22 protein-coding genes are annotated in these 26,635 nt (G+C 46.5%); 7 read left to right on the plus strand and 15 right to left on the minus strand.

Annotated elements, in window-relative coordinates; translation table 11 throughout:
- Positions 1-320 precede the first annotated feature (320 nt).
- The 5 genes from IY568_RS19155 to IY568_RS19175 all read right to left on the minus strand — a co-directional run bounded on the left by IY568_RS19155 (position 321) and on the right by IY568_RS19175 (position 9,769).
- Positions 321-3,410 (minus strand): efflux RND transporter permease subunit, encoded by a 3,090-nt coding sequence (locus IY568_RS19155; protein WP_194868423.1) that lies wholly within the window; start codon positions 3,408-3,410, stop codon positions 321-323.
- Positions 3,407-4,528, minus strand: coding sequence for an efflux RND transporter periplasmic adaptor subunit (locus IY568_RS19160; protein ID WP_049864447.1), 1,122 nt, complete (start codon positions 4,526-4,528; stop codon positions 3,407-3,409). The genes IY568_RS19155 and IY568_RS19160 overlap by 4 nt, the downstream gene beginning before the upstream one ends.
- Before the next feature lie 144 nt (positions 4,529-4,672).
- Complete coding sequence (locus IY568_RS19165) at positions 4,673-5,620, minus strand: pseudouridine-5'-phosphate glycosidase (protein ID WP_010386798.1); 948 nt, start codon at positions 5,618-5,620, stop codon at positions 4,673-4,675.
- 28 nt (positions 5,621-5,648) lie between these two features.
- A complete protein-coding gene (locus tag IY568_RS19170; protein WP_010386797.1) occupies positions 5,649-5,873 on the minus strand; it encodes an indigoidine synthase IndC in 225 nt (74 codons plus the stop codon).
- Positions 5,874-5,893: 20 nt separating this feature from the next.
- Positions 5,894-9,769, minus strand: coding sequence for an amino acid adenylation domain-containing protein (locus IY568_RS19175; protein ID WP_194868424.1), 3,876 nt, complete (start codon positions 9,767-9,769; stop codon positions 5,894-5,896).
- Between the two features lie 251 nt (positions 9,770-10,020).
- Here IY568_RS19175 and IY568_RS19180 point away from each other — a divergent pair, with 251 nt between their 5' ends.
- Positions 10,021-10,515: a MarR family winged helix-turn-helix transcriptional regulator gene (locus IY568_RS19180; protein ID WP_125562084.1), complete on the plus strand. Its 495-nt coding sequence runs from the start codon at positions 10,021-10,023 to the stop codon at positions 10,513-10,515.
- 185 nt (positions 10,516-10,700) lie between these two features.
- Here IY568_RS19180 and IY568_RS19185 read toward each other — a convergent pair whose 3' ends face one another.
- The gene (locus tag IY568_RS19185) at positions 10,701-11,513 is read right to left on the minus strand and encodes an arylamine N-acetyltransferase family protein (protein ID WP_171045103.1); all 813 of its coding nucleotides are present in this window, start codon (positions 11,511-11,513) and stop codon (positions 10,701-10,703) included.
- 728 nt (positions 11,514-12,241) lie between these two features.
- Positions 12,242-13,819 carry a S8 family serine peptidase gene (locus tag IY568_RS19190; RefSeq protein ID WP_194868425.1) on the minus strand — a complete coding sequence of 526 codons (1,578 nt, stop codon included), beginning with the start codon at positions 13,817-13,819 and terminating at the stop codon, positions 12,242-12,244.
- Positions 13,820-14,524: 705 nt separating this feature from the next.
- On the opposite strand from IY568_RS19190, the gene IY568_RS19195 reads away from it, so the two are divergent.
- Both IY568_RS19195 and IY568_RS19200 read left to right on the plus strand, forming a co-directional pair.
- Positions 14,525-14,980: a hypothetical protein gene (locus IY568_RS19195; protein ID WP_138538926.1), complete on the plus strand. Its 456-nt coding sequence runs from the start codon at positions 14,525-14,527 to the stop codon at positions 14,978-14,980.
- 124 nt (positions 14,981-15,104) lie between these two features.
- On the plus strand, positions 15,105-15,359 hold the full coding sequence (locus IY568_RS19200; protein ID WP_125562092.1) for a hypothetical protein: 255 nt from the start codon (positions 15,105-15,107) through the stop codon (positions 15,357-15,359).
- Between the two features lie 35 nt (positions 15,360-15,394).
- On the opposite strand, the gene IY568_RS19205 is transcribed toward IY568_RS19200, so the two are convergent.
- The 3 genes from IY568_RS19205 to IY568_RS19215 are packed head-to-tail and all read right to left on the minus strand — an operon-like array spanning position 15,395 to position 18,204.
- The gene (locus IY568_RS19205) at positions 15,395-16,684 is read right to left on the minus strand and encodes a sensor histidine kinase (protein ID WP_194868426.1); all 1,290 of its coding nucleotides are present in this window, start codon (positions 16,682-16,684) and stop codon (positions 15,395-15,397) included.
- Positions 16,671-17,345, minus strand: a complete 675-nt coding sequence (locus IY568_RS19210) for a response regulator transcription factor (protein ID WP_138538928.1) — start codon at positions 17,343-17,345, stop codon at positions 16,671-16,673. Before IY568_RS19210 ends, IY568_RS19205 begins: the two co-directional genes overlap by 14 nt.
- A 22-nt stretch (positions 17,346-17,367) precedes the next feature.
- Positions 17,368-18,204 carry a MipA/OmpV family protein gene (locus IY568_RS19215; protein ID WP_194868427.1) on the minus strand — a complete coding sequence of 279 codons (837 nt, stop codon included), beginning with the start codon at positions 18,202-18,204 and terminating at the stop codon, positions 17,368-17,370.
- A gap of 138 nt (positions 18,205-18,342) precedes the next feature.
- Here IY568_RS19215 and IY568_RS19220 point away from each other — a divergent pair, with 138 nt between their 5' ends.
- Positions 18,343-19,305, plus strand: coding sequence for an aspartyl/asparaginyl beta-hydroxylase domain-containing protein (locus IY568_RS19220; RefSeq protein WP_194868428.1), 963 nt, complete (start codon positions 18,343-18,345; stop codon positions 19,303-19,305).
- A gap of 241 nt (positions 19,306-19,546) precedes the next feature.
- Positions 19,547-20,542 (plus strand): ABC transporter substrate-binding protein, encoded by a 996-nt coding sequence (locus tag IY568_RS19225; protein WP_194868429.1) that lies wholly within the window; start codon positions 19,547-19,549, stop codon positions 20,540-20,542.
- A gap of 69 nt (positions 20,543-20,611) precedes the next feature.
- Here IY568_RS19225 and IY568_RS19230 read toward each other — a convergent pair whose 3' ends face one another.
- The 5 genes from IY568_RS19230 to IY568_RS19250 form a co-directional block, all read right to left on the minus strand.
- Positions 20,612-22,006 carry a S41 family peptidase gene (locus IY568_RS19230; protein ID WP_194868430.1) on the minus strand — a complete coding sequence of 465 codons (1,395 nt, stop codon included), beginning with the start codon at positions 22,004-22,006 and terminating at the stop codon, positions 20,612-20,614.
- Between the two features lie 78 nt (positions 22,007-22,084).
- Entirely contained in the window at positions 22,085-22,957 is an 873-nt protein-coding gene (locus IY568_RS19235) for a helix-turn-helix domain-containing protein (RefSeq protein ID WP_125562106.1), read from the minus strand.
- A 197-nt stretch (positions 22,958-23,154) separates the two neighbouring features.
- Positions 23,155-23,406 (minus strand): hypothetical protein, encoded by a 252-nt coding sequence (locus tag IY568_RS19240; RefSeq protein WP_010386779.1) that lies wholly within the window; start codon positions 23,404-23,406, stop codon positions 23,155-23,157.
- A gap of 194 nt (positions 23,407-23,600) precedes the next feature.
- Complete coding sequence (locus IY568_RS19245) at positions 23,601-24,434, minus strand: CheR family methyltransferase (RefSeq protein WP_049864740.1); 834 nt, start codon at positions 24,432-24,434, stop codon at positions 23,601-23,603.
- A gap of 17 nt (positions 24,435-24,451) precedes the next feature.
- Positions 24,452-25,384, minus strand: coding sequence for a chemotaxis protein CheV (locus IY568_RS19250; RefSeq protein ID WP_010386777.1), 933 nt, complete (start codon positions 25,382-25,384; stop codon positions 24,452-24,454).
- Positions 25,385-25,523: 139 nt separating this feature from the next.
- Between IY568_RS19250 and flgA the strand changes: the two genes are divergently transcribed.
- Both flgA and flgM read left to right on the plus strand, forming a co-directional pair.
- Positions 25,524-26,237, plus strand: coding sequence for a flagellar basal body P-ring formation chaperone FlgA (gene flgA, locus IY568_RS19255; protein ID WP_125562108.1), 714 nt, complete (start codon positions 25,524-25,526; stop codon positions 26,235-26,237).
- A gap of 71 nt (positions 26,238-26,308) precedes the next feature.
- Entirely contained in the window at positions 26,309-26,632 is a 324-nt protein-coding gene (gene flgM / locus IY568_RS19260; RefSeq protein WP_049864732.1) for a flagellar biosynthesis anti-sigma factor FlgM, read from the plus strand.
- The last annotated feature ends 3 nt before the right edge of the window (positions 26,633-26,635 follow it).

Here is a 26,635-nt window from a genome sequence, read left to right on the forward strand (position 1 = left end):
GATAAGGGCTTTGTTGTAATCACGCCAGTTAGTGATACGCTTTTCTTTCAAAATTCAGTCTCGGTGTTTGCTTTTGAGATCTGATCACACAATGCTAGATTAGTTCAATGATTAAGGAAACAACGCCTCAGCGTGATGCTTAAGTAGATACTGGCTCGCATGCATCCGGGATGACTGAGTTGTTTGTCAGCTTTGATTGCACCCTGAACAAATTTCTGTGTTGTCCGCTAACGCAAAAAAGCGCCAGGTGAAGCTGGCGCTTTGCTGCGACTTAGGGCCTTAGAAGCCCGAATTCTGCGGCATGTTACTGGGTGTACTGATTAGCTCATGGCAAGTGCGGGTGTTGCTTTCGCAGTTGCGCGGGCTTTGACCTTACGTGCCTCGCGACGTGTCGCAAGTTTTACGTAGAAGGCCGGTAATACAAACAAGGTAAATAAAGTGCCTACCATCATGCCTGCAACCAGAATAATACCTATGCTGTTACGTGCTTCAGCACCTGCTCCGGTTACCAGCATCAATGGGAAGTGACCCAACACCGTTGCTGCAGTAGTCATCAGGATAGGACGTAACCGGGTAGCTGCTGATTCAACCACAGCATCCAGTTTACTGCGCCCTTCCTCTTGTAAATGATTCGCGAATTCCACAATCAAGATACCGTTTTTCGCAATCAAGCCTATCAAAGTAATTAAACCAATCTGAGAGTAAATATTCATCGTTGTCAGCTCAAAGTAAGACAGCGCCAGTGCGCCCATCATTGCCAACGGTACGCTGCCCAGCAAGACCACCAGCGGATCTCTAAAGCTGTTGAACTGAATGCTAAGTAGCAGATAAACAATCACCAAAGACACCGCCATCACACCCAACAGGCTGTTGCCTTGCTGTCTGATCTGTCTTGATTCACCTGCGTAATCAATCATGTAAGAAGGAGGCAAGACTTCTTTAGCGGCTTCTTCCAGCGCCGTTAGTGCCGCTTCTTTGGTTGAGCTTGGCAGCACACCACCGAAGATACGAAACGCATTTTGTTGACCAAAGCTGCTCAGCTGACGTGGTACTGTGGTCCAGTTGATTTCAGCAATGGCAGACAAAGGAACCATAGTGCCGTTGTGCGCCTTAATTTGCAGGCTCAGTAATTTCGACGGATCCGTTTTAATCTGGCTGTCTACCACAGGGATGACCTGGTACGCCTTACCCCTGGCGTCAAAGCGGTTCACATAGTTGTTCGAAAGCAGGATACCCAGCTGACGACTGACATGGGCCAGGTCCATACCCAAATCTGCAATTTGTTCACGCTTCAGAGTTACCTCAATTTGTGGCAAGTCAATTTTCAGGTCTGTGTCTGCATACAGGAAGTGACCACTGCCAAACGCTCTGCCTATCAGCTGATCGGCATACTGTTTCATTTCTTCATAACTGGCTGACGATTTGACCACCATTTCCACATCAAACTGACCCGCAGTCGGTAAAGGTGATGGCAAAATTGGCAGCGGATTAATACCCGGTAATTGTGCCAGACGACCATACACCTGAGGGATGAGTGACATCGTTGTGAAGTCACGCTCCGATGCGCTGATGAACTCTACCCCACCAAATGCACTGTTAGTGAAGATGTTTTGCCACATCTGCGTTGTGCCCGGCATTTCCAGTAAGGTATCAACCACACCATGCATGTTGTCTTCGTTGTAAGTCAGTGATGACTCAGGCGGAGACTGTACCAGTACATAAATCTGGCTTTGATCTTCAACCGGGGCTAACTCTTTTTTCGAGCCGGTGAAAAATGGCACGACCATCAGGCTTAATACCATGGCGCCCAGCAAAATTTGATTGCGCCAGTTCAATGAAGCACTCAGTACCGATTTATACTTTTTACGTAACCAGTCGAATCCACCATTTACTTTGCGAGTCAGCTTAGTTTCTTTACCACCCGGAGGCGTTACATAAGCACTCATAATAGGCGACAAGGTCACAGCTACAAATCCGGAAATCACAACGGCAATGGCCAGTGTAAAGGCAAACTCTTTGAATAAGATCCCGGTCAGCCCTGAAAGAAAGCCGATTGGCAGGTATACCATCGCCAGTGTCAGCGTCATCGAAACAATGGGTACAAACAGTTGTCTGGAGCTTTCCAGTGCAGCCTGTAACTTAGGCTTACCTTCACGAATGTAACGCGAAACGTTTTCGACTACGACGATGGCATCATCCACCACCAGGCCAACTGAGAGCACGATGGCCAGTACCGTTAGTAAGTTCATTGAGAATCCGACCACATACATGGCTGCAACCGCGCCCAGAATTGAAATAGGAATGGTCACCAGGGGCACAGCGGCACTTCTGAATGAGCCCATCATGAACAAGACCACAGCACCCACCAACACAACCGTTTCAACCAGCGTCTTAAAGATTTCGTTCAGTGCGTCACGCATATATAAGGTGCCGTCGTAGGCATAGTTAATACGGATGCCATCAGGCAGGGTTTCGTTGATTTCATCGGTCATCGCATATAAGGCATCACCAATGGCAATTTCGTTTGCACCTGGCAGCGGCCAGACCGAGATATACACGGTATCTTGCTGGCTTAAACGTGCACTGATGGTCGGCTGCTCAGAACCCAGTCTGACAGTGGCGACATCGCGCAGATAAATGGTTTCGTTGTTCGACTGTCTGATAACCATGCGCTTGAATTCATTTAAATCTTTCAGCTGGGTGTTGGCCACCAGGTCAATGCGTTGCTTACTGGTCTCGGTAAAGCCCAGGGTGGCAATCGTGTTGTTTGCAGCCAGTGCGCTGTACACTTCGTCAGCGCTCAGGCCAAATGCATCCAGTTTCGCTGAGTCCAGGTCAACTCGCAGCGCCGGGGTACGGCTACCTTCTATCGCGACCCGTTGCACACCCTCAATGCCATTAAGCACTGGTGTAACCTGACGTGATAAGTAATCCGTTAGCTGAATAAGCGACACGCCTTCATTTTCAATATTCAGATAGAACAAAGCATGAGGTCTGTCAGCGCGTTGTACAGTCACAACCGGATCTTCGGATTCTGACGGCAACATGTAGCTGACCTGACCCAGCCGGGCAGTCAGCTCAGCCAGTGCCTTGGAACTGTCTTCATTCAGGTTAAGGTACGCAGTCACAGTGCTGACCCCAGCCGTCGTGGTGGATTCCACATAGTCAATACCGGGGACCGTGGCTGTTACACGCTCTATGGGTTCGGTCACAAACCCTTTTACTGTATCTGCCGATGCGCCGATATAAGTGGTCGAGACCACCAAGGACGAGCTTTCAATTTTAGGAAATTGCAGGACGGTGATCTTCAACACAGACCATAGCCCACCGATGCAAATCATGGCAGATAACACCACGGCCAGCACCGGCATAGTTACAAATCTATCCATAAAGTGGGCTTTATTTTTCATAGCGAAACTCCTTCTTTCTGAGTGTCTTCCATTGCAACAGACTGTTCGGGTTGCTGAGGCTCTGAGACAAACGTTTTCAGGCCGCTGCGCAGTTTGAATGCACCCGCGCTAGCAATCAGGCGGTCTTCTTCAAGGCCATCCGTGATCATGACCATGTCGCCCAGACGCTCACCCAGCTCGACCTGCTGACGTGTTGCTCTGAGTGTGCCCTGTTCGTCTTTCTCCAGCAGATAAACATAGTCACCCAGTTGGTCCTTAACGATGGCCAGGTAAGGCACGGCAATAACTTCCTGATTGGTGCCTATCGGCAAGCTGATCTTAACCAGCTGATTCGTGTTCAACTGCTCGGTACGCTCGATGCGCGCACGGTATTTCAGTTGTCTGGATGCTGCTGTCATACCAGGCTCTACCGACTCAACGTAAGCCACTTGCGGGGCCGCGTTGTCACCAACCAGAGACACGCGAATCGGGGTATTGATGGCCAGTGCCTGATAGGTTTGTGGTACCGAGAAATCCACCCACATGTGCTCCTGCAATCCAACCATGTTGGTCAGTACAGTGTTAGGTGCCAGGTATTGGCCGACTTGCAGGTCGTGTATCCCAACATATGCGGTAAACGGTGCCTTAATGACTTTCTTATCAATACGCGCTGTAAGTAAGTCAACCTGTGCGCGGAACTCAGCCAGCTGCGTGATGGCTTCTTCCAGTTGCTGGTCGCTGAACTTTTTGCGCTCGTGCAGGTTGCGATAACGGACCAGTGTGCTTTCCTGCTGCGTGACGCGCGCCCTGGCCGCGGCCAGTTGTGCCAGCTCTTCTGCATGATCAATCTCTAACAGGGGCTCACCCGCTTTGACTAAGTCGCCCGACTTAAAGTGCAACTGAGTGATTTTACCCGATACCTCATTCACCAGATTGATGGTTTGTGGTGCTTTAATCACACCACTGATATCTATGTATGACTGATACGGTACTGTCTCTACACGCATTGCTTCTACCGTCGCGGCTTGCTCTGAAAACTCGGTATTACGTGCTTCGATCATGCGCCCTTTAAGGGCAATACTTCCTACTACCAAAGTGGCAACAACACTTGCTGTTGAAATCCAGGGTTTAATATTCATGACTTTCTCCTTTTCCTTTACCTTGGGGAACAGCCCGAAGGCTGCTCCTGAATAAAACTTTGCAAAAAGATACATCAAACAAAGAATCTTTATATAAAGATATATGACCAAAAAAATTTGTCAATGTCTTTTGTGCGTATTTCCTTATGCTGCGCTATCGTGCTCGCGCTGCTTTTGATTTGCATGTGCTACAGCCAGATAGCCAGCCACACGTGCCGTGTTAATCAAAACCGCGGAATTGGCTTGTGCTGAACGACCATTGGTAACTTTATCAATGGCTTTCATGATGTATTTAGTGACCGCATTACCACTCACACCTTCGGCCTCAGCGGCACGCACAGCATCATTAATCGCTTCATTGACTTCTTCACTGTCAATCGCATCTTCCTCACGGGTAGGCGTTGTGATAACTACACTGCGTCCTTCATCTAGGCGCCACTGCGTTTCAATGATTTCGGCCAGCAAATCAGCATCGTCGATACGTTGTGGTGCTTTAAAGCCACTTGAGCGACAGTAAAAAGCGGGGAAATCATCAAACTGATAAGAGATCACGGGTACGTTATGGGTTTCCAGGAACTCCAGCGTCAGGCCCAAATCCAGGATATTCTTCGCACCGGCACACACGACAGCAACGCGCGATTGGGTGAACTGAATTAAATCCGATGAAATATCCATGGTTTCCTGTGCACCACGGTGTACCCCGCCAATCCCTGCCGAAGAGAAGAAATCAATGCCCGCAATCTCTGCCGCGATTAGCGATGAGGCTACGGTGGTTGCACCCAGCTGTTTCTTGGCCAGTACCACAGGCAAATCACGAGTACTTACTTTAGGAATATTGGCCGTTGTTGCGAACAGCTCAATTTCTTCCTCGTTCATGCCTATCAGGAATTTACCGTCTGCAATACCAATGGTAGCAGGCACAGCACCTGATTCACGCACCGCGGCTTCAACCTTCAATGCAGTGAGGCGATTATCCGGGTAATCCAGTCCATGGGTAATAACATTAGACTCAAGTGCGACAACAGGTTTGCCTTGTCTCAGTGCTGCTTGAACTTCTGGTTTAATAACTAATGGGATTGATAAGTTGTTCATAATTTTGTCCTTGTCATAATTCGTAAATTTAGTAATTCGGAAATTTAATCAGTTTATCTTTTTGCGCCGTAATTAACGGCTGGTATACGTTTTGCTGCCAGTCCTCAGGTACTTGAGGGCACAAGGCAACTGAAATCACTTCTTCACCGCAATTGAGCTCTTTACTCAAAATTGCCGTAATGGTTTGTGCAATGGCTTCTTTCGCTATGTCAGAAACCGGGCACGCAAAATAATGAATATCTACATGTGGCATGGTTTTTCTCCTTAAATACGTTAGGCGGTCAGCAAGCGGTTAAAGGCTTCTGCTTCACTCTGGTAATCAACAATACAGTCAAACAACTCTTCAACACCCGGGTGTTTAAGCAAGGCATAGTGGTCTGCCTCCAGGTGAATTGTGCGAGTTTCGTCTTCTGCATATCCCGGAATGTTCTCCAGGAATGAATAATCATCTCCTTGCGCTTTGAATATCACCTTAGGTGCCTTCACATTACGCTCCAGCAATTCGTTAAAGGTGTATTTAAACTCGTAGGTTTGCACCACGATATCGACAATGCGTTTCACCATGTCCTGATTGAGTGCTCTGTGGTTGGTGCACACAAAGTCGATAAAGCTGGCTTTGTCGGTCACGACTTCCAGGCACTTTTCAAGCACCGGACCGCTGATCTTCTGGAAGAACACTGAGTATAAGATGGTGACAAATGCCCCTGAACTGAAACACGGTACGCGTGCCCGGCTGGCAAACTGCGGCAGCTCCGGCGATCCAGGTGCAATCAGGTATAGATCCTTCACCTCATCCCCTGCCTGCTCCAGCTGGTGTGCTACTTCAAACGCCACTCTGGCACCAAATGAATATCCCCATAATGTGTAAGGACCTTCTGGTTGTGCTTCTTTTAGCAATTTAATGTCTGCACGCGCCATCTCACTGATAGTCTGGTACGGCACTTCCTGCTCATTGATACCATGAGCCTGAACACCAATAAATTCAGCCTGATCAGCCACTTTCTCTGCCAGAGGCTTCAGGCTCATGGGGTAACCACCCAAACCCGGCCAGCAGAATACTTTGCTGTCTTTTGATGAATTATTTAATGAGATCAGTCGATTGTCTGTGTCGTGATCACTTTCCTGAATATGCTGGGCCAAATCCTCAATACTGGGGGCCTGGAACAACGTCTGCATAGGCAGGTTCAAGCTGAGTTCCTTATTAATGCGGTTAAGTAAGGTCACCGCTGTCAGTGAGTTACCGCCGCTTTCGAAGAAGTTGTCTTTAACAGACGCTTTATCCCATTTCAGTGTTTGCTTCCAGATTTCTGCAATGTGCTCTTCAAGCGGGTTACGTGGCTCGATATAAGGCACGTCATTACCTAGCTGAGACAGCTTCTCGTTGTCACGTAAAGCGATATAATCCACTTTGCCGTTGGCAGTTTGCGGGAATGCATCAAACGCCACGATTTGATTCGGAACCATGTAAGTCGGTAAGCGGCTTTGCAGGTCATCCTTCAGGATTTCTACCGGACCACGCATGTGGATGGCGTCTTCTTTCATCCCTTCGCTGCGCATCTGTTCATCAGAAACTTTGCCGCCGATACAGAAATAGAACGGCTTCATCTCTTTGCCTTGCTCAGCCAGGATAGCGCCGAAGCGATCCGCTGATGGCAGGTTATTCCCACTTTTCGAGCTGTAACCGGATGACATCAGACCAATATTCAGCTTGTTCATTTGCAGCTGTTGTAAGCGTCTGCCCAGGTCGACATAGTGTCGCCATGCTTCAGTCGTGTGACTGAGCATAGATACACCAAAGCTGGAACGCTCATAGACCTGCTGATTAATCGCGATGACGCTTTTCTTCTCTATGAGTTTTTCAGACAGTGGCACAAATTCACCACCTTGCAGCGAATACTGACCATTCTCCAGACCCTCAACACCTTGGATCTGCACTATTGACTCGACTTCTTGCAGCGGCACGCCTTGCGCCGCCGGGGTAATTTCATAACTGCCCAAGTATTGATCATCGTGCTCAACCGCGAGGCACTCTTGCAGTGACTCAGTGAATTCCCCTTTGCCAACAGCCAGCCCGAATAAAGGCAATACCTGATCAAACAGCCCCAGCATGTGTCCAGTTTCCATTTCCAACACTTCCAGAATGTTGTTTTTATAAACCGGCTCGATTGCCTGCTGCTTACCCAGGAAATGAACTTTCAGCTGAGCTTCACTGCGCTCGGCAACCGGGCGTACTAAATGCAGTGTGTGTTGCTCTGGCTGGTAGTAGTAAATACCGGCATCCAGGTCGAAAAGCTGATGAATTTCAACAAATAACTGAGTTGCGTATAGCGCACCTGGCGAAGCATAGCCATATTTAGGTAACAAACGCTCCTCACTTTTGAATTGACCAAAATAGCGCATGATCTGACCGAACTGACCATAGCTTAACTGGGCTACATCGATACTCTTTCCCGCACGCTCTGGTGTTGCGAGTAACTCAACGATGTCCTGCTGTGTCAGCTCTCCCCCTTCAAAGAAACGATAGGTTTTGCGTGCAAACACCGTTTCTGACTGACCTTGTGTTGGTTGTTTATTTGGTAATTCAAAAGATGGCTCATTTTTGAGTACCGCCTCTGAGCGGAAACCCGCATTAGAGAGCTGCGCTTTTACCTGAAGCTTGTTTTTCTTCGACTGGTGGTGCTCACCATGATTGCCCTGATCCATCACTGCCGCTTCACGTTTGTTCAGCTCAATACAGGCAATCAGATTCTGAAATCCAGTTCGCTCATCATTTTTGATCACCATAGCCGCGTTTTTAACCCAATCGTGCTTTTCTATCGCCAGGCGGATCTCATCCAGCTCAACCCGATAACCACGTAGTTTGACCTGATTGTCAACGCGACCCAAGAAGTGTGCATTGCCCTGATCATCGAGCTTAACGACATCCCCACTTCGATAAAGTACGCTGTGCTGCGGCTCATCAGAGTGCGGGTTAGAGATAAAACGCTCCTTGGTGATATCAGCTCTGTCAAAGTAACCACGCGCGATCTGCGCACCACTGATGTACAGCTCGCCTGATTCACCTGCTGCAACCGGTTGTAGCTCATCATCCAGCACATAATAGTGCGTATTTGCAACGGCCTGACCAATTGAAATGGCCTCGAAGTCCTGCTCCAGTGTGCTTTGGGTTACTGTATAGCTGGATGAGTTAATGGTGCACTCAGTGGGGCCATAAAGGTTGGTTAACTTAAGACCCGGAAGCTCTTCAAAAAACTGTGCGGCAAGCTGTTTTGTCAGTGTTTCACCACCACTAAAGACGTGTTGTAGCGAGCTACAAAGTTGGATCCCCGGGGTGTCCAGCAGAGCCTGCAACAAGGTGGGTACACACTGTAAAACGGTGACTTCGTTTTCAATCATGGCATCAATCAATGCCATAGGATCGCGATACATGCCAGGCTCACTCGCCACCACACATGCGCCCATGGCACACGCCAGGATTTCCCATTGTGCCGCATCAAAGCTAAATGGCGTTTTTTGAATGATGCGTGTGCTATTATTAAACCCAAACTGCTGACGCAGCCAGCGCATCTGATTAACGATATTACCGTGCTCAATCATGACGCCTTTTGGCGTCCCAGTACTGCCCGAGGTATAAATCATGTATGCCAGATTTTCCGGGGCAACCTCTGCGCAGTATGTCTGCTCATTACTCAGCTCTTCCAGGCAAATGACCGTAACAGAAGGTCCAACAAGCGAGATGATTTTTTCTTTCAGGTGTGATTGCGTCAGTATCAACTGGGTTTTTGAGTCAGTGATCATGTGTAATACCCGTTTGTCCGGGTATTCAGGTGACAGCGGTAAATAACCACACCCGGCATATAAGCTGCCCCACACGCCGACTACCAAGTCATCGGAAGGCTCAACAAATAGGCCTATATAGTCGTCTGGTTTAGCGTCAAGTTGCTGTAATGTAGCAGCAATCTGCTGTGCTCGCAGATCCAGCTGCGCAAAAGTCATGCTCTCATGATGACCAACAACTGCGGTCGCATCAGGTTGTGTTGCAACCTGATGGCGCATTAATTCAATTAGATTTATTGCTTTTATTTCCGCTTCAGCAAGCGCAACACCACTGGCTGATTGATGCGTGTTTGGTGAGTTTAGTAAGTTCATTTTTAAATCCCTTAATTAAATTTCGTTCATCTAAGTTTCTAAGTCTTCACAAATCCACTTGATGCCACTTCCCATCTTTAGCTTTTAAAGCCTAGTAGCTAAATCCTATGCAACAAGTTCCATACTAAGATAAATAAATATATCTTAATGTCAACATACTTTTTGTGAAGATATTTGATGTGATAACTCTTGCCACCAAGTTTGTTTTGCAGTATCTTTAACGCATCAAAGAAAACAGAGAAGTAGTTTTTATGCAGAAACATGATTTAGTCGACACCGTAATTGCTCAATGGGAGAAAGAAAGGCCCGATATCGATCCCTCACCTATGGCCATAATGGGCCGCCTGGTCAGAACGGATGCTATATTCAGCAAAGAGCTGCATGGTGTATTCAGCCGGTTTGGCCTAAATGGGGGAGAATTCGATGTACTGGCGACATTACGTCGTTCAGGTGAACCATACACATTAACGCCTAACCAGTTATTACAGACATTAATGCTGACCTCTGGTTCCATGACCAACCGCATTGATAAGCTTGAAGCAAAGGATTTAGTTAAACGTAATCCGGACCCCAATGATCGCCGCGGAGTCATGGTCAGTTTGACAGAACAAGGGCTGGCGCTGATCAATGAAGTGGTCACCGAGCACGTGGCCAAAGGCCATTACTTGTTATCACCACTGGAAGAGGAAGAAAAACAGCAGCTGGCAAATCTGTTAAAGAAACTACTTGTCAATTTGCATCACTAATCAGGTTGCCCATGATGGCGCTACCAGGAAATAAATAAAAAAGAGGTAACGTTTAACGTTACCTCTTTTTTTTGGCTGTGGTAATGGCTTAGTGGACGCATTACCTGTGCCTAATCTCTCAAAAAAAGTCTGCCATCGCAGCGTAGTTAAAACTAAACACTACGCTGCGATGGCCATTCAATAGGTTATGCGCTTTGCATTCTCATGCTTTTCTGTGCACGGGCAAATAAACGCTCCGCTTCAGAGGTACAAACATTAAGCAGAAACTTTTGCCGTATTAGAGACAATAACTGCTGTGCTGACGTGACTTCGATGACTGTACTGAATTGACTTACTTCGTGCAGCTCCCTGTAGAGCAAGTTGCGCAAGGTAAAGCGTTGCCCGCCCGTCACTCGGGAAAGTACCAGGTTATTCACAAAATTAGACTCAGGGTGCTGGTGGCTGTAAAAGTGCACCACATCAAAGTCCTTCTCCGTAACGGGAACCAGCGAGACACTGTAAAGGCTAACCTGCTCAGGTTGTAACAGCTCAATACGCACGTCTGACGCTGTGCGGGTTATTTTATAATGGTAGTTTCCGACCTCGATGGTGCCGGACTGAGAAATACACAATGGCTCTTTCGGTGATTTTGAGCCAAAACCTACATCAAATAAGTAACTGTCATCCCCGATCTTCACCAAAGTAACCCGGTGAGTTCTGGCATTGTCTTCATTGCCGTTTAACAGTACCTTGGCCAGCAATGGCTGAACCTCATAACCCAAGTGTTCCAGTGCCAGGTAAGCCAGCTTATTTTGCTCAAAACAGTAGCCTCCTTTTTTCCTGAGTACCAGACGATCCAGCAAGGCTTCCTCCTGAAGCGATATTATCTCTGCGCCCAGTGCACTAATGCTTGAAAAGCTATACATTTCAAGATGCTTTTCCTGGATTTCCCTGAGCTGTGCCAAACAGGCATGCTGCTGAGTCAACTGAAGCGATTTAATATAATCTTGAATCATCATGATCATTTTCCTTTTCTTTGAGATTAACTTAAGGCTAGAACCTCAACTTAAGTTAAGGTCAAGAAAACAAACTAAATTTTTTGCCAGCAGTCGCGAAAAAGTGACTCTGCCTGGATTTTACCTGAGTTATCTCACCCTACACATGGTTATCCTGGACAACGTCAACTCCCCAGGTGGCCTGTCACTTCCTGCTAACACAGAATTTTGAACGCTTTCACGGTAACTGTCTGCTCATTGCGACATTTTTTTTGATGAACCAGCCAATCACTTGATATAAATCACACTCTACTCACACCTCAGTCACTGTAAAAGTACTGATTATTGCACCTAATGCCGATTGTGCCGAAACGGATCATTATAACCAAAATAAGGATAGTGCTTGTTCATGACTAAATTAAAGACACGACCTCTTATCTGCCCTTCTTTTTATTTCACACCCACTTCATTATGTGGGCACGTTAAAGGCATACATTTAGGTGTTACATTTGCCACCAGCAACTCATGTTAGACATGCTCCCTCTGACTCACAATCACTGGAACACCCCAGCCTTTGGTAAAAAGTACATGACGAATAAAGCCAAACCTTAGCAAACTTGCCTCGATATAGTGGCACTACCATAGGCAACGTCAACTTATCGGGATTTCTTTAGATTCGATAATCTGAGCTTGTAAAAAGGCGCTCAATGAGCGCCTTGGATTTTTATGGGTAAACCTGGCCTAACAGGCGTTTATTTATAAGAATAATTCAACGTCACACCGCTGTAATTGTTGTAGCCATAAAGGCTTATGTGCCATACACCCGAGCTTGGGTTAGTAAATAAGCATTGCTCTTCATTGCCATTCTTCCAGGGACGACAGGTGTAATTGTTTGCATCTGGCTGAGCGTTGTACCTTACATACAGATCAGCATCTCCAGTACCACCGGTGATGGTCAGCGCCATCTCTTTAACCCCCTGTGGAATATCCCAGGTGTAGTGCGTCCAGCCATTCTGGTTGCCCTGTAAATTTGGCAATGAACCATTCACAGGCGTTACACCACCCGGATCGCCGCCTCCCTGACAGCCATTGGCAGCAATGTAGTCTGATGCGGCTTTGGCCTGAACGATACCATGGCCATAATAATTGTCACGACCCGCCGCACCTTTGTCTTTGGCAGTTGCGTTCAGGGCGGCCCGGATCTGCTGGTTATTACACTGACCGTTGTGGCTCCACACCAATGCTGCGACACCAGCAACATGAGGTGAGGCCATGGATGTACCGCTCAGACTCCGATAAGTATTAGTCGGGTAGGTTGAGTTAACGCTGGAACCAGGACCCGCAAGCTCAACCTGATCGTTGTACTGAGAAAACGATGAACGACTTTCGCTTGAAGTAACAGATGCCACAGAAATAACTGAGTTGTAGGAAGCCGGATAAGACTTAGAGCTGTTACCATCGTTACCAGCAGCAGCCACTAATATCATGCCCCCATCAACGAAATTCTGCATCGCAGTATTTTCACTGTTGGAGTAATTACCACCACCCAGACTCATATTCACAACCTGAGCACCGCCATCTTTACATTGCTGAATTGCATTCACCAGGTTCGAGGCATAAGTCCATTGCCCGTTGTCATCGAAAATTTTGACAATGTGCAGATCCACACCGGGATACACACCGACCACGCCCTGATTGTTATCCTCTGCCGCGATAGTTCCCGCAACGTGTGTACCATGGCCATTGCCATCATTGTTCCAACGGCCCACCGCATTGTTGTTCGCAACCCCGGTTACATTACCATAAGGTAAATCAGGGTGGCCAAGGTTGTAGCCTGTATCAATCACGCAGACTTTTCTTGCAGAGGTATTGGACTGAGGCAATAAGTGACCCTGCACCATAGTGATCCCATACGGTGTACTCTGTGCAAAAGGTACGATTTGATTCGCAGACTTAGCTAAGGGTAACACATAACGCTTGGGGTCTATTTCGATTGAGTCAACGGACGAAAAGCCTCGCAGTGTCTCCAGGCTGTACTCATCCAGCTCTGCCACCATCGCTTGCTGACCATTGAGTGCAAACAATGGCTCCGCACCTGCAGTAAACAGATAGTTGAGTGCAATATAATTATTAAAACTGTTTTTGCCCCCTGACAATGTCTCTTTAAAGCGCACTATGTAACGATTGCTGGCACTCTTTTTAGATTTGCTTTGTAGTTTTGCTTCTTCGGTATGCCCCTGAAAAACAGGTTCTTGTGCGAACGCAGGCAAGCTCAATGCAGTAAACATTAGGGTGGATAGGGTTGATAGTTTAAAACGTGTGATACTCATGTCTTCTCCTTGTTGTACCTTGTTGTATTGTTACTCTTTTTCTAACTGACAATGCACTTAAACAACCGCCCATAGCCACCGGGCAAACAAGTGGTTTAACTACTTGTACCTATACAACAAGGTCACTTACTGCGATAAACATGTCAGTACTGTGTTGTGAAACTGTTAACAAAGGTAGCAACTGGAACGATCCAATTGCAACATACATTCAAAAAAACTGTTATAATATTTCATCCAGCAGACTATTAAAAATGACATAAAGATTGATATTTAATGTAAAATTATTGAAATTTATGTATCTGCACTTGAGGGAAACTGAAGGAACATAACAATACTGGTCGCACGAAAATTAAAAATGTAACGCTCATGATGAATATTATTCAGCGAGAAAAATGACAGTAATAACGCAACTCCCCCCAGAAACCGACACGACTCTTAGCACTCTTGGCGCTGTGCTGCATTTGGAGTGGATACAACTATCATCGGCATAAAACTCAGCCACCCATGGCCACCTTAACCACGAACTCACTGGCTCCAAAAACCACACCGCGTTTACCGATACCTTACCCATAGCTTTTTGTTTATCACAGTACACTCAAATTGTACCTAGTGATAAACTGGGGACTTCACATAAATAGCATAAGCAGGGTCTGTATTTTTCCCTCACTTTGCAATCAATCATTTTGGTTTATAGGCAGTCACCATATGAAAGTACTAAAGGTTTTGGGTATTGGGATTAGTAGCATTTTTGTCTTCTTTATTGGGATAGCGATTATTACGGGATTAAACAAAGCAGATCCGGACGAGACCTTTATTCCCTTCTTAGAACAGCAAATGCCACAAGTCACGAACTGGGATCTTGATTTTATTCAGAGCCTTATGATTGAACAAGCCGTATCATCCGCAACACCAGAACAATGGCAAATGTACATAGAGAAAATCTCGACACTGGGTAAGCTTGAGCATATTGAAGGTATACAACTTGAAAACATGAATACAAGAACTTCCTTTACAGGCAATACGACAACGACCGCGGTTTATCTGCTCTCATTACAGTTCAGCACGGGTCCCGCACATGCCAGACTTATTCTACTGCACACTGAAGAGGGCGGCGTCAAAATTCAACATCTTAAGTTTTTAGCAGACAGGCTAATGCAGTGATGGCTGCCAGCAAGTTCTGCTTCTAATCGATGAACGAGCTCGGCTTATATCTTGCCAGCCTGACATCACCTGCTCTTAGCTTTAATCTATGCAGACAGGTTCAAAACTGGTGTAGCAGCCCGCGATGACCTGGCATAATGAAGGACTGATTGTCGATACAGGCGTTGACTCAATGAAATATCCATTTTTCTTCTTAATCCTTGCACTGATATCAAACAACGCCTGGGCCTGGCGAGTCGGTCAGTGCAGTGGCGAGTGTGGCGACTTTCTTCGCGCAATCTCAGGCGGCAACACGGGCATACTGGCACTGGAAATTGCGCTGTTTGTATTTGTTGTCCTTTACCTTTTTATTAAAATCTTGGAGAAATGGGATAAATAAACAGGCACAAGCTTATACCCTGTTTCACCTTAGACTCACCCGGAAAAATCGATTGTGACACAGATCTGACTCCCCTCTATGCGTTGCGTGTATTGCCAGTTTTGTTGGCGACAAACACGTTCAACAATGATTTTTCCGAGCCCATACCCTTGCTCTGTGCCAGAAAAAAACTCGCGGACATGCGCCGATTGCCCGGGTTGTAATGTATTGCTCACGCTAAAAGTACTGTCTGTCACACGCAGCTCTATGTCCGCATCTGTCGAGTGCTGAATGGCATTTCTGACCAGGTTGCTAATCACAATCAGTCCATTCACGCGTGTGATGCTTGGGCTATTTTGCGACGATGCGATCAAAGACAGCGTTTTGCCATTTTTATCCGCCTGACACTGAAACGCTAACAAGACTTCCTCAACCACTGAGGCCAACTCAGCCTGCGCAGTTTGTCCTGTTTTATCCTCTCTTGCCAATTCAAGTAGTACGGTGATCATGTCTTCCATACTATTAACTGCACGCTCCAGTCGTGCCAGCGGTTTTGCCAGCGCCGGCTCCCTTTCAATGTGCAGTTTTAACAGCTCATTGGCGCCTTTGATCACCGTCACTGGGGTGCGTAATTCGTGACTGGCAAAACTGGTAAACTCGCGCTCTCGCTGAACGAACGCTTCAATACGCTGCGCATAGTCAGCCAGTGTTTTATTCAGCAGGCCGATTTCATCATCTTCATATTTGTATTCATTGATAAATCGCGCATCTGACGACCCGTCACTTTTTTTAACCTGCTCAATCAAAGTAAACATCGGCGCAAGCGAGCGTTTCAACACAAGATGAAAAATCACAAAAAACAGCAAAATAAACAACGTAAAACTGGAAAAAATAATCTGCATCATCATGCGCTCGAGGTTTTCGGAAACTTCCACCTCATTGACATCATAAATGAAGTAATACAAAGAATTATCCGGCATTCTGGCAACGGCATAATGAAAGTCTTGTTCGTCGGGATGTTCCAGCTCAAACACGCCAGGTGTGGTGCTGTCGATGTACTCAGCAAGCAATGGCGGAATATCAGCAAACCGGGCATAGGCCACTATCCCTTCAGGGAATAAAAACGTGTGTCTCTGAGCATAGTTTTGACTAAACTGAGTCACAGCCCGGCTCAGTTGCTTTTCAAAAATATAATCCTCTGTGCCTTTGGTTGCGGCAAATACCACCAGCAAACTCAATATGCAAAACACACTAAAGCTGGCGATAAACGTGGCCTTAACACGCTGACTCAGGCTCAAAGTACGGGCAAAGCGAGCTAACTTTGACTGACAATCAGATAAAAACAAGCTGGTACCCCTGACCATGTTTTGACTGGATCTTTAAGTGTTCCGCACACCCCGCCAACGACTTTCTCAGATTATAAACATGACTTCTCAATACATCATTCTCTGGCAGCAGGTCGCCCCAGAGTTGAAACTCCAGCTCTGCTTTATCCACTAGGTTTGGGTGACTTTTACATAGTAAAGTCAAAATTTTAAAGGTGGTTGGGTTTAACTTCAGGGCCTGGCCATTGAAACATGCCGTTTTGTTCTTCTGATCTAACGCCAGACCATTCACGGCCAAAACAGAGTGGTAATCATTTTGTGCCTTACGGGTGTGGGCAAGCAACCTGGCATATAATTCAGCAATAGCGAAGGGCTTAAGAATATAATCATCCGCCCCGGAATCAAATCCGTTCAGCTTATCATCCAGCCGATCTTTTGCTGTCAGCATTAAAATGGGCACCTGAGGCTGCTGCCCCTGGCGTATCTGAGCCGTGGCTTTTAACCCGTCCAGTTTGGGCATCATGATGTCCATCACAATCGCGTCAAACGTTTGCGATTGTGCCAGACTCACAGCCATTGCCCCGTCATAAGCAAAGTCAACCTGATGGCCTTTGGCCGTTAAGTAATCTCCGATATTCTCTGCAATATCCAGATGATCTTCTGCTATTAATATTCGCAACACCGCGTTACACCTCAGTTCTCAATTAAAAGCGATAGATCAGACCAAGGCTGGCCTCGACTTCATTGTCACTGCCCGCTCTCACTAATGGACTGTCTGCCACTTTTGAGGCATACACCTCATAATCCACTGCAAACGATAATAACCAGCTTTTGTTAAACGCGTATACCCCGTTTGCACTTATCCCGTAAGACTTTAATCCACCACCGAGCTGATAAGATGAGTAAATACTCTCCCTGGCTTGTGCAGCCGTAATACCAAACTCAGTTTGCATGTGGTCACCGTTTGCAAAACTGATATCAGCCCCCAGCTCGAGTTTTAAATCTGACTCATTCACTATTCGATAGTGGACTGTCACAAACCCCACACTGCCCTTTTTGGGATCTCCCCCTGTATAAGTTTGCGCAAACACGCCCAATGTCAGTGACCCATGAATTTGCCATGCAGCCCCAGCGCCCCACTCCATCATTTCATCTATGTCACCCAGTCCATCTAAACTCGTGTCACTGGCCTCGTTTTGCTCCCTTCCCTCTTCAAAGTTGAGCCAGCCACGCAACACAAGAGCAGGCTGAAGTTGATAGAATACCGCGTTGCTCATCAGGTTGGATTGAAACGCCCAACGTTGGGATCGATAAGCAACTTCAATATAGGGGTCAGCCTCTGTCACCGTCTCGCCCGAGCCGTGATATTCAGGTTCGGATTCAATGCCAAGCCCAAGGGCATATCGCCAACCCGCTGGTGGCTCAAATACAGCGACAGGTCCGGCGATGTCGATTGGCATAGACATCATTTCGGGCTCTGAGTTTGCCAACACAGGTAAAGCGTACAAAGCAGATAATAATAAAATAGCGTGGTGTTTCATTGGTCAGTCATCCTCTGATACGGTTACTGGGCACTGTGACAGAGAGAATGTCAATGAAATGTCGAACCAGGCATTGACACTTCATCGACAATTAAATGGGTACGCTGAGACTTCCTTTAACTGCTCGGGCTAAAACCTATGATGCCTATTTTATTTCTGCTGTTTCTGAGTGTCTGTGCCATGATTTACGTCTACCGTTTCCGGGGCTGTGCGCGATTTACCACTGTGCATGAATATCTGCGTAAAGGCTGGCCTATTTTTGCGCCGTTAAATGTTTTTCTCTATGTGACATCTCACCGACGTGCGCGGGCACCTTTTACCAGTGTGGATGATTACCCGGAACTGAAGCTGCTACAGGATAACTGGCAAATCATTGCTGCCGAGGCGTCACAGTTGATGGCCAGCGGCCAGTTTATTCAAACGACTGCGCGGGAGAACGCCAGCTATTATGATGTCGGGTTTCGTACTTTTTATAAATATGGCTGGAGTAAGTTCTATTGCACCTGGTACGGAGAAACACTCCACTCAGCTAAAGCGTTGTGCCCCAATACCGTTGCACTCTTAAAATCGATCCCCAGTGTAAACGGCGCCATGTTTACCCTGTTGCCCCCGAATGCCCAGCTTACCCGTCACCTTGACCCGGTTGCCTGCTCTTTACGCTATCACCTGGGGCTGGACACGCCGAACGATCCCGATTGTTTTATTTCTGTCGACGGAAAAAGGGCGTTCTGGCGCAATGGTCACGCATTTATGTTTGATGAAACCTACCTGCATTACGTGAAAAACGACACCAGGCAGTACCGACTGATACTGATGTGTGATATCGATCGGCCAGTGAATATACTGGGCCGCCCGGTCAACTGGCTCTATAAAAAGTTTGTACGCTTGTTACTCGTGCCAAATTTACCGGGCGATCAATCCGGACCATTTAACCGACTATTTGCTCGCCTCATGCCCACGCTGAGCCGGGCAAAAAAACTAAAAAGAACCAATCCCAGGCTCTATTACCTGCTGAAGTGGCTAGTCAACTTCAGCCTGCTCGGTACCCTGTTACTGGTACTTGCCTTGATATTTAGGTTGATCATTGCGGTGGTTAATTAGATGCCTTTACCAGATGCGGATACCTGATTTATGCAGGTGTTCGCAAGTGCCTCTGGAATATAGCTTGCTTTAGGGGTCCGAATAATGACATTCATGTCATGGGCCACTACTGAGTGCAATGCAAGTGATAAACAGCCTGGCACCTTAATGTGAGGAGGCAACTCCCAAAGGGGGCGTGACTTTGGTCATTAAGTTAATCACTTCTATACTTATTTGATGTTAGAAAAGTTGTATATCAATAATGCACACTGAAAAACCCGCTGAGGAGCCTGCACTGGTTGATCTGAGTAGGGCATTTATCCATTGGGTGCTTGGTTTCCTCATTTGTGTACTACCCGGCCCTATATCAGCAATGAGCAAATCAGCCGAGATTGTTATTCCACTGAACAATTGGGCGAGCCAACGAGTACTGTCACATGCCGTAGGTGACATGGTCAAACGCTATGGATTTGCCGTTAGCTACCGCGATATGCCTGCGCGCGACCAATGGGGAGCTTTGCAAAAAGGGTTAATTCACTTTCAGATTGAGATCTGGCAGCAATCCATGGCGGGGTCATTCAACAGAATGCTGGATAACCAGTATATTGTTGATTTAGGCATGCACGACGCGATGGTCCGCGAGGAATGGTGGTACCCCGACTATGTCGCAGCGCTTTGCCCCGGGCTGCCCGACTGGAAAGCACTCAATGCCTGTGCTTCCTTGTTTTCAGCCAAACCTGAAGAGGCCAAAGGCACCTTCTATACAATTGACTGGGATTATCAGGACGCGGACTTAATACGCGCATTAGGACTTAACTTCACAATAGAACGCCTCAGTAATGAAGCAGAACTTTGGCAGAAACTGGAACAAGCCAGTGAGCGCAATCAGCCAATTGTGCTCATAAACTGGACTCCTAACTGGACGGACTTTTACCGACCCGGACAGTTTGTCGAGTTTCCTGCGTATGAAAAAGCCTGTGAGACCGAAGCTGGCTGGGGTATCAATCGCAACCTGATCAATGACTGCGGTAATCCGCAACAAGGCTGGTTAAGAAAAGCAGGCTGGCCAGGTCTGGAGCAGACTTACCCTTGTATTTATAACCTGCTAAAGAAAGTCAACTTTTCACAAAACATGATTGCTGATGCGTCGGCTCTGTCTATTATCGAGGGGCATACGGAATTGCAGGCTGCCCAACTATGGCAAACCAAATACGCCCCTGAAATAGCACACTGGCTGGATCCTGCTTGTTTAAACTAGCAATCTGCGCGGCAATGACCGCGCAATAAATTGCTTAATGACGAAGTTATTTGCCGAAGGAGGTGACAGCTAAAGTCCGACTGTAGATTGTTCCAGCTCAGCTAAAGTATCTTGCAACATGTCTTTGTCTTCCTTATCAGACGCCAACTTTAATCCCCGCTTGATAACACTTGTTGCCTGCTGCATATCATTCAGCTCAGCGAGCGCTCTGGCCCAGTAGGCAAAAAAGTACATATTTTGATTATTCAGTTGCACAGCTACATCAAATAGAAACACAGCGTACTTAGGCTCTTTATCCCAATATTCGTAAGCCATTTCGGCAATCACCCGATCTGGTTCAGGTAATTGCTTTACCAATTCTGAAACCTTAGTGGCATAAATAGACTTGATGTCTGACAGGGGTTTATCGCTCAGTCTTACTTTTTGTAGTAAAGCAAACAACCTGTCTATCTCAACTTCTCGTCTGGCCTTTTCAGTTAGCCAGTTGGTCTCAACTACTTTGTTTGCCATTTCAACCGCTTTATCCAGTGCTTCATTAGCACCAATCGCCACATCAGGTTTTACGCCTGAGGTTTCCCAATTTGTTTGAGTGACCGGATTGATGGCTGTGCCTGTAGCAATGAACATACGCAGCTCATCATTTATTGTGAACATCCCCCCTGGGTTGGCAGCGCCTCCTGTTGTTTCACCGACGAGCGTCGCCCGCTTTCTGGTCAGCATGTTATAACTAAACTCTTCTGCACCCGAGTAGGTCTTACTACTGGTCAACACATACAAAGGAACATCAGGCATTTTCTTGCCACCCACTTCATCCAACACGTAGAAATCGGTTGTCTCGTCGCCGTCTCGGAAATAAAGACTGTTCAGCAGCAGCTTTTCATCAAAAAAATAGCTGCATATATACTGGACAGTTCGCGGTGAGCCCCCACCATTTTTTCGCAAATCAATGATCACCGCATCGGTTTTTGCCATCAGCTTCATTGCCGCATCAATATAAGGTTTACTGTCGGCCAGTCGATAAAAAGCACGTAAATCTATATAGCCAATATTGTTCTCTAATACTCTCGCGGAGAGGACGCCGTAATTTAAAAACTTATGTCGTGTTGGTTTGAGTAAGTTGTCACGTATTGAAGACTCAATTCCGCTCACCTCTTCACCCACGGGGTTAGCTCGCACTCTTAAATGACGGTCTTTTGCCGTTGCTCTTAACCACTCGGTCAGGGCTTTGGAAAATGATGTATGGTCTTGTGCAGACGCGAAGTGGCCCGCTTGAAATGCCTTGTATAGTTTATCATTGGTTTGGGTTGCGACCTCTGGAAAAACATAATGCTCGGTCATCAACTGAGTAATTTTTTCTATCGCGGCTTGTTTTTCGTTTTGTGATATCGCACTTGCCTGTGATGGTGTAACGACCAGCCCCCAAAATAATGCGAGTGCAGCTGTTGATAGGTGTTTTAGACTCATAGGTTAAACTCATTGTGCTGTTTGTTTTCCCTATTTTTAACTTTATTGACGAAAAAGAATTGTAAAAAAGTAAAGAGCTTAAAAAGGGTCATAGTCGCCAATAAAGCGACTGTAAACCACCTGAGATGACTGATGTTTATCGTAGCCGCTTTGGGCCGTTAAATAAGCTTTCGGAGTCTGACCAATTACCGCCTTAAACTCTCGGTTTAAATGAGCTTGATCAAAATATCCGGATAGCAGCGCAGAACTCGTGAGGTCACCCGGATAGTGCGATGCATTAAGTAAAAAGCTGTTCATCCGCCACACTTTGCATAACTCTTTCGGTGACATACCAATTTTTGACACAAAGTGATTACGTAAAGTGACTTTGCTAATCTCAAACTGCTGGCAAATATCTGCAACTTGTATATTGCCACGCGCATCGAGAATGGTATTTGTTTTCGCTCTCAACAGCTCCGGAAGAACAAAATCATGGTTATAGAACAGCCTTTTGAGCCAGGGCATTAACTTGGTCAAGGCGCTCTGAAACTGACCTTCCAGTAACTGCGCTGGCCAGGTATTTAAGCTCAAAAGTAATGATTCGAGCTCCCGATTGGCAGCAAATATATATTGCATACTTTCAAGGGTGTTTTTAACCTCTGAGGCTGCCAACTGATGTGGCTGAAAGTACGCAAAAGGTTTTAGTCTCACGCCTAGCACCCATTGTGGCTGCACGCTCGAAATCTCATAAGCTGATAGCTGTTGCCCGACAAGACTCACCCCTGCGGGGACTGTTTTTGGTTCATGAAAAGCGGATGAGTAGGTCAATGGCATACTATGAAACAAGAGTTCAAACACACCTTGTGGAAAAAATGAGACGGAACCAGACACACGACGAACCCAAAAAGGCTCCAAAAAAGGAGATAACCAACCGGGTGGCAAGCATTCTTTATAATCTGACTGGTCCATCATTTTACTGCATCAATACATTCTTGTTGTCTGCTATCTTAATAGACGAAAGCGCCTGCATACCAGCCTGTTTTTTTATAGATGGCACTTAAGGCGGCAGCATACCCTCAGACACGCGCCCATTTAGTTATCAATAGCAGGTCAATGTGAAGTGAATATTCTCAAAGCAACCACAAAATATTTTACGGGTTGTCTGGTCACTACTTAAACCACACTTTACCACCAATCATTTTAAATGCAGGGGTGCCACGGACCAATGTGTCCCGGGCAAACTCAGTGCCGCAACCTGGGCACTGCCCCCCTTGCTCGGTATAATCTGTCACAATCCGCTCTTTAAAACACTTAACCAGCGCGCCTTTTCCACCTTTTCGGTATTTATACAGCGGTGCTTTACATTTGGCACAGAAAATATCGACTGTTTTAGTAGGGCCTTTCTTGTTTGGCTTAGCCATAGTTCAGAGTTCATAGAGGCAATACGTCATGTACTAAAGTATATCTGCTTTAATCTCAGCAAGACAGCTGGCAAGCGTGCCGGCAATGTTCACTTTAGTAGTCTATTGGCTGTCGTAGGCTCGTTTGGGTTTGGGCAGATTCAGGGGAAGGTGACAGAAATAAGCAGGCCGCTCTGAGCGACCTGCCGAAAGTGCTAAGATTTTTTCTGATAGATGATGCCGGGATTGCAACGCAGCATATCAAAGTCGTTATTAAGACCGGCCATAGATTCAGATGCACCCAGGAACAAATACCCATTCGGGTTAAGTGCCTGAGCAAACTGGCTGATGATCTTCGCTTTTACATCTGGCGAAAAATAGATGAGTACATTACGACAAAAAATTACGTCAAACTTACCCAGTAAGGCATAGGAATCAAGCAAATTTAAATGCCTGAAGTTAACCATGCGGCGAATTGGCTCATTGACTTTGGCCATACCATTGCCACTGTCTGCAAAAAACTTTTTCTTGCGTTCCGGTGACAGGCCACGTGCCAGTGCCAATGCGTCATATTCTGCATTCTTACACATATCCAGCATGGTGTTTGAGATATCAGTACCAACAATCTGCACACCCATTTTGAGCGCGCCGGGATTGGAGGTCTGATATTCATTGGCAGACATGGCTATTGAATAAGGCTCCTGCCCGGACGAACTCGCCGCAGACCAAATTTTAACAGGACGACGCAGGTCCTTAAATTCAGGAAAGATCTTGGTCTTGAGCAGTTCAAAAGGGTATTGATCGCGGAACCACAAAGTTTCGTTGGTCGTCATCGCATCCACGACGGCGGCACGCAATTGCCGCTCATGCGGGCTGAGCGTTTTGCTTACCAAAGCTGACAGAGAGTCAACGCTAAAACGAGACATCAGAGGCGCCAGTCTGCTTTTCACTAAATACAGTTTATTGTCGCCCAGTACAATCCCACACTGTTGTTCTAAAAAAGTGCGAAACTGATCATACTCGCTTTGTTCTAAGTGTTTATTTTCCAAAGTATTACCGCCACTAATTAATCGCAATGAACCCATTTTTTCACGGCTGTTGCCAATTCATCGGGGTTAAATTTAGCAATAAAGTCGTCAGCACCGACCTTTTCGATCATTGCGTGGTTAAATACGCCACTCAATGAAGTATGTAAAATAACATGCAAAGGCGCCAGCTTAGGATCCGCTTTTATCTCGGCGGTGAGGGTATAACCATCCATTTCAGGCATTTCAACGTCTGATATCAGCAAGCCTACACGCTCAGTGACGTCATTCTGACAGTCCATCTCCGCAATCTCTTTTAACCGGATCAGGGCTTCTTTACCATTTTTGGCCAGCTCAGTCTGAACCCCCAAAGGTTCTAATGCCCGTTTAACCTGATTACGTGCAACCGCAGAATCATCGGCAATAAAGACGATACGCTCACCAAGGTCACGTTGCATTTCCCCATCAGCGACAATTTCCTGACTGACCTCGGTATTGATCGGACAGATCTCATTCAGGATCTTCTCTACATCCAGGATCTCTACCAATTCATTTTCGATTTCAGTCACTGCCGTCAGATAGGAGTAACGACCCGCACCGGAAGGCGGTGGCATTATTTTTTCCCAGTTCATATTCACGATTCGTTCAACCGCACCGACCAAAAAGCCCTGCACCGAACGGTTGTATTCAGCGATGATAATGAAGCAGTCTTTGATATTCTCAATAGGTGGTCCGCCGACAGCCAACGACATGTCAATCACGGAAATGGTTTGCCCCCGGATGTGCGCAACGCCGCGAATAAAAGCATTGGACTTAGGCATTGCCGTTAGGGGTGGACATTGTAGTACTTCTCTTACTTTGAATACATTGATCCCAAAGCGTTGACGCCCTCTGAGGCGAAATAGTAAAAGTTCAAGTCGGTTTTGACCCACCAACTGCGTTCGTTGGTTTACTGAGTCCAAAATACCTGCCATGTCATTCTCCTGCTATAAAACTGCTTATCGGAACAATGTTTGCTTGTACTCTACCATTCAAAGTCGCCCTTGAAGCGGTGAGGCAAATCACGCAAAATCTTTATACCTTGTTTCACCCCATAAGCATAGTCGAAACATCATGAGTTTGTTAAAAATTACATTATCCGCTTATTTCTTTCCCATAGTGGCATATTTTTTAGCCACGTCATTTGCTTATGGTCAAACCTATGAGTCAAAAGACATTGAAAAATTGGCAATAGACTTTATCTCGGCACAGCTCCCAACGCCAACTCAGGCAGAAGAGCAACAACATGTGTCGGCACTGCCACTGGATACACGCATCCCTGAACGTCAATGCCTGCGTCCACTGCAAGTCGGCAGTAAGTCTAGCCCGCCATTTAACCGCCAAGTCACGGTCATGGTGCGCTGTGACGACCTCGAGTCCTGGGTTCAGTTTGTTCATGTAAAAATCGAAACACTGTTACCTGTCATAGTGAGTACCCGAATGCTAGACAAAGGGGTGCTATTAACTGCAGAGGATGTAACAATCGAGATGCGACCCAAGCACTTTGTTCGGGCTGCCAATATTGACGATATAGCTTTGCTTGTTGGCAGTAAAACCAAACGCCGCATCCAACAGGGCAAACCGATTAGCATGTTTCAGATTTGCATGATTTGCAAGGGAGATAACGTGACAATCCTCGCCAGTGATGGCACACTTATGATTAAAACCAGTGGTATTGCCTTGCAGGATGGGAACTTAGGAGAACAAATCCGAGTCAAAAATGCAAGGTCAGGAAAAACGGTGCTTGCACGGGTGAAAGATGTTGATTCAGTAGCAGTCAAAATCTGATTTTTTTGCTAAAGTAAGCGTACGGCTTGCCGATATAAAGGCTGAAGCAATTTAACTAACGGGTCATCATCATGGTAAACAACATTAACGGTCAAAATCAGCCGAACAATGTTGCAACAAATGCAAAGCAACAACGTGCTGAATTACAAAGAAATGAAGCAAGTAATACCGCTGCTAAACCGCAAGCACAGGTAAAAGCGGCTGCCGACTCAGTGAGTCTGACGCCACAAGCACAACAACTCAAGGGGCTGCAAGAAAAAGCGCAACAAGCACCTTCTTTCGACAGCAAAAAAGTCGATGAGCTGAAAAAAGCCATTGCCGAAGGCAAATATCAGGTAGATGGTGAAAAGTTGGCTAAAAATATTGCTGCCTTTGAGTTCGATTTATTTGGATAGAGT

The sequence above is a fragment of the Pseudoalteromonas sp. PPB1 genome, assembly GCF_015356275.1.
In the GTDB taxonomy this organism is placed as follows: Bacteria; Pseudomonadota; Gammaproteobacteria; order Enterobacterales; family Alteromonadaceae; genus Pseudoalteromonas; species Pseudoalteromonas rubra_D.

Bases quoted from the DNA above. Each gene is read 5' to 3' on its own strand.
- IY568_RS19155 (WP_194868423.1), bottom strand. From the start codon at position 3,410: ATGAAAAATAAAGCCCACTTTATGGATAGATTTGTAACTATGCCGGTG.
- IY568_RS19160 (WP_049864447.1), bottom strand. From the start codon at position 4,528: ATGAATATTAAACCCTGGATTTCAACAGCAAGTGTTGTTGCCACTTTG.
- IY568_RS19165 (WP_010386798.1), bottom strand. From the start codon at position 5,620: ATGAACAACTTATCAATCCCATTAGTTATTAAACCAGAAGTTCAAGCA.
- IY568_RS19170 (WP_010386797.1), bottom strand. From the start codon at position 5,873: ATGCCACATGTAGATATTCATTATTTTGCGTGCCCGGTTTCTGACATA.
- IY568_RS19175 (WP_194868424.1), bottom strand. From the start codon at position 9,769: ATGAACTTACTAAACTCACCAAACACGCATCAATCAGCCAGTGGTGTT.
- IY568_RS19180 (WP_125562084.1), top strand. From the start codon at position 10,021: ATGCAGAAACATGATTTAGTCGACACCGTAATTGCTCAATGGGAGAAA.
- IY568_RS19185 (WP_171045103.1), bottom strand. From the start codon at position 11,513: ATGATGATTCAAGATTATATTAAATCGCTTCAGTTGACTCAGCAGCAT.
- IY568_RS19190 (WP_194868425.1), bottom strand. From the start codon at position 13,819: ATGAGTATCACACGTTTTAAACTATCAACCCTATCCACCCTAATGTTT.
- IY568_RS19195 (WP_138538926.1), top strand. From the start codon at position 14,525: ATGAAAGTACTAAAGGTTTTGGGTATTGGGATTAGTAGCATTTTTGTC.
- IY568_RS19200 (WP_125562092.1), top strand. From the start codon at position 15,105: ATGACCTGGCATAATGAAGGACTGATTGTCGATACAGGCGTTGACTCA.
- IY568_RS19215 (WP_194868427.1), bottom strand. From the start codon at position 18,204: ATGAAACACCACGCTATTTTATTATTATCTGCTTTGTACGCTTTACCT.
- IY568_RS19220 (WP_194868428.1), top strand. From the start codon at position 18,343: ATGATGCCTATTTTATTTCTGCTGTTTCTGAGTGTCTGTGCCATGATT.
- IY568_RS19225 (WP_194868429.1), top strand. From the start codon at position 19,547: ATGCACACTGAAAAACCCGCTGAGGAGCCTGCACTGGTTGATCTGAGT.
- IY568_RS19230 (WP_194868430.1), bottom strand. From the start codon at position 22,006: ATGAGTCTAAAACACCTATCAACAGCTGCACTCGCATTATTTTGGGGG.
- IY568_RS19235 (WP_125562106.1), bottom strand. From the start codon at position 22,957: ATGATGGACCAGTCAGATTATAAAGAATGCTTGCCACCCGGTTGGTTA.
- IY568_RS19240 (WP_010386779.1), bottom strand. From the start codon at position 23,406: ATGGCTAAGCCAAACAAGAAAGGCCCTACTAAAACAGTCGATATTTTC.
- IY568_RS19250 (WP_010386777.1), bottom strand. From the start codon at position 25,384: ATGGCAGGTATTTTGGACTCAGTAAACCAACGAACGCAGTTGGTGGGT.
- flgA (WP_125562108.1), top strand. From the start codon at position 25,524: ATGAGTTTGTTAAAAATTACATTATCCGCTTATTTCTTTCCCATAGTG.
- flgM (WP_049864732.1), top strand. From the start codon at position 26,309: ATGGTAAACAACATTAACGGTCAAAATCAGCCGAACAATGTTGCAACA.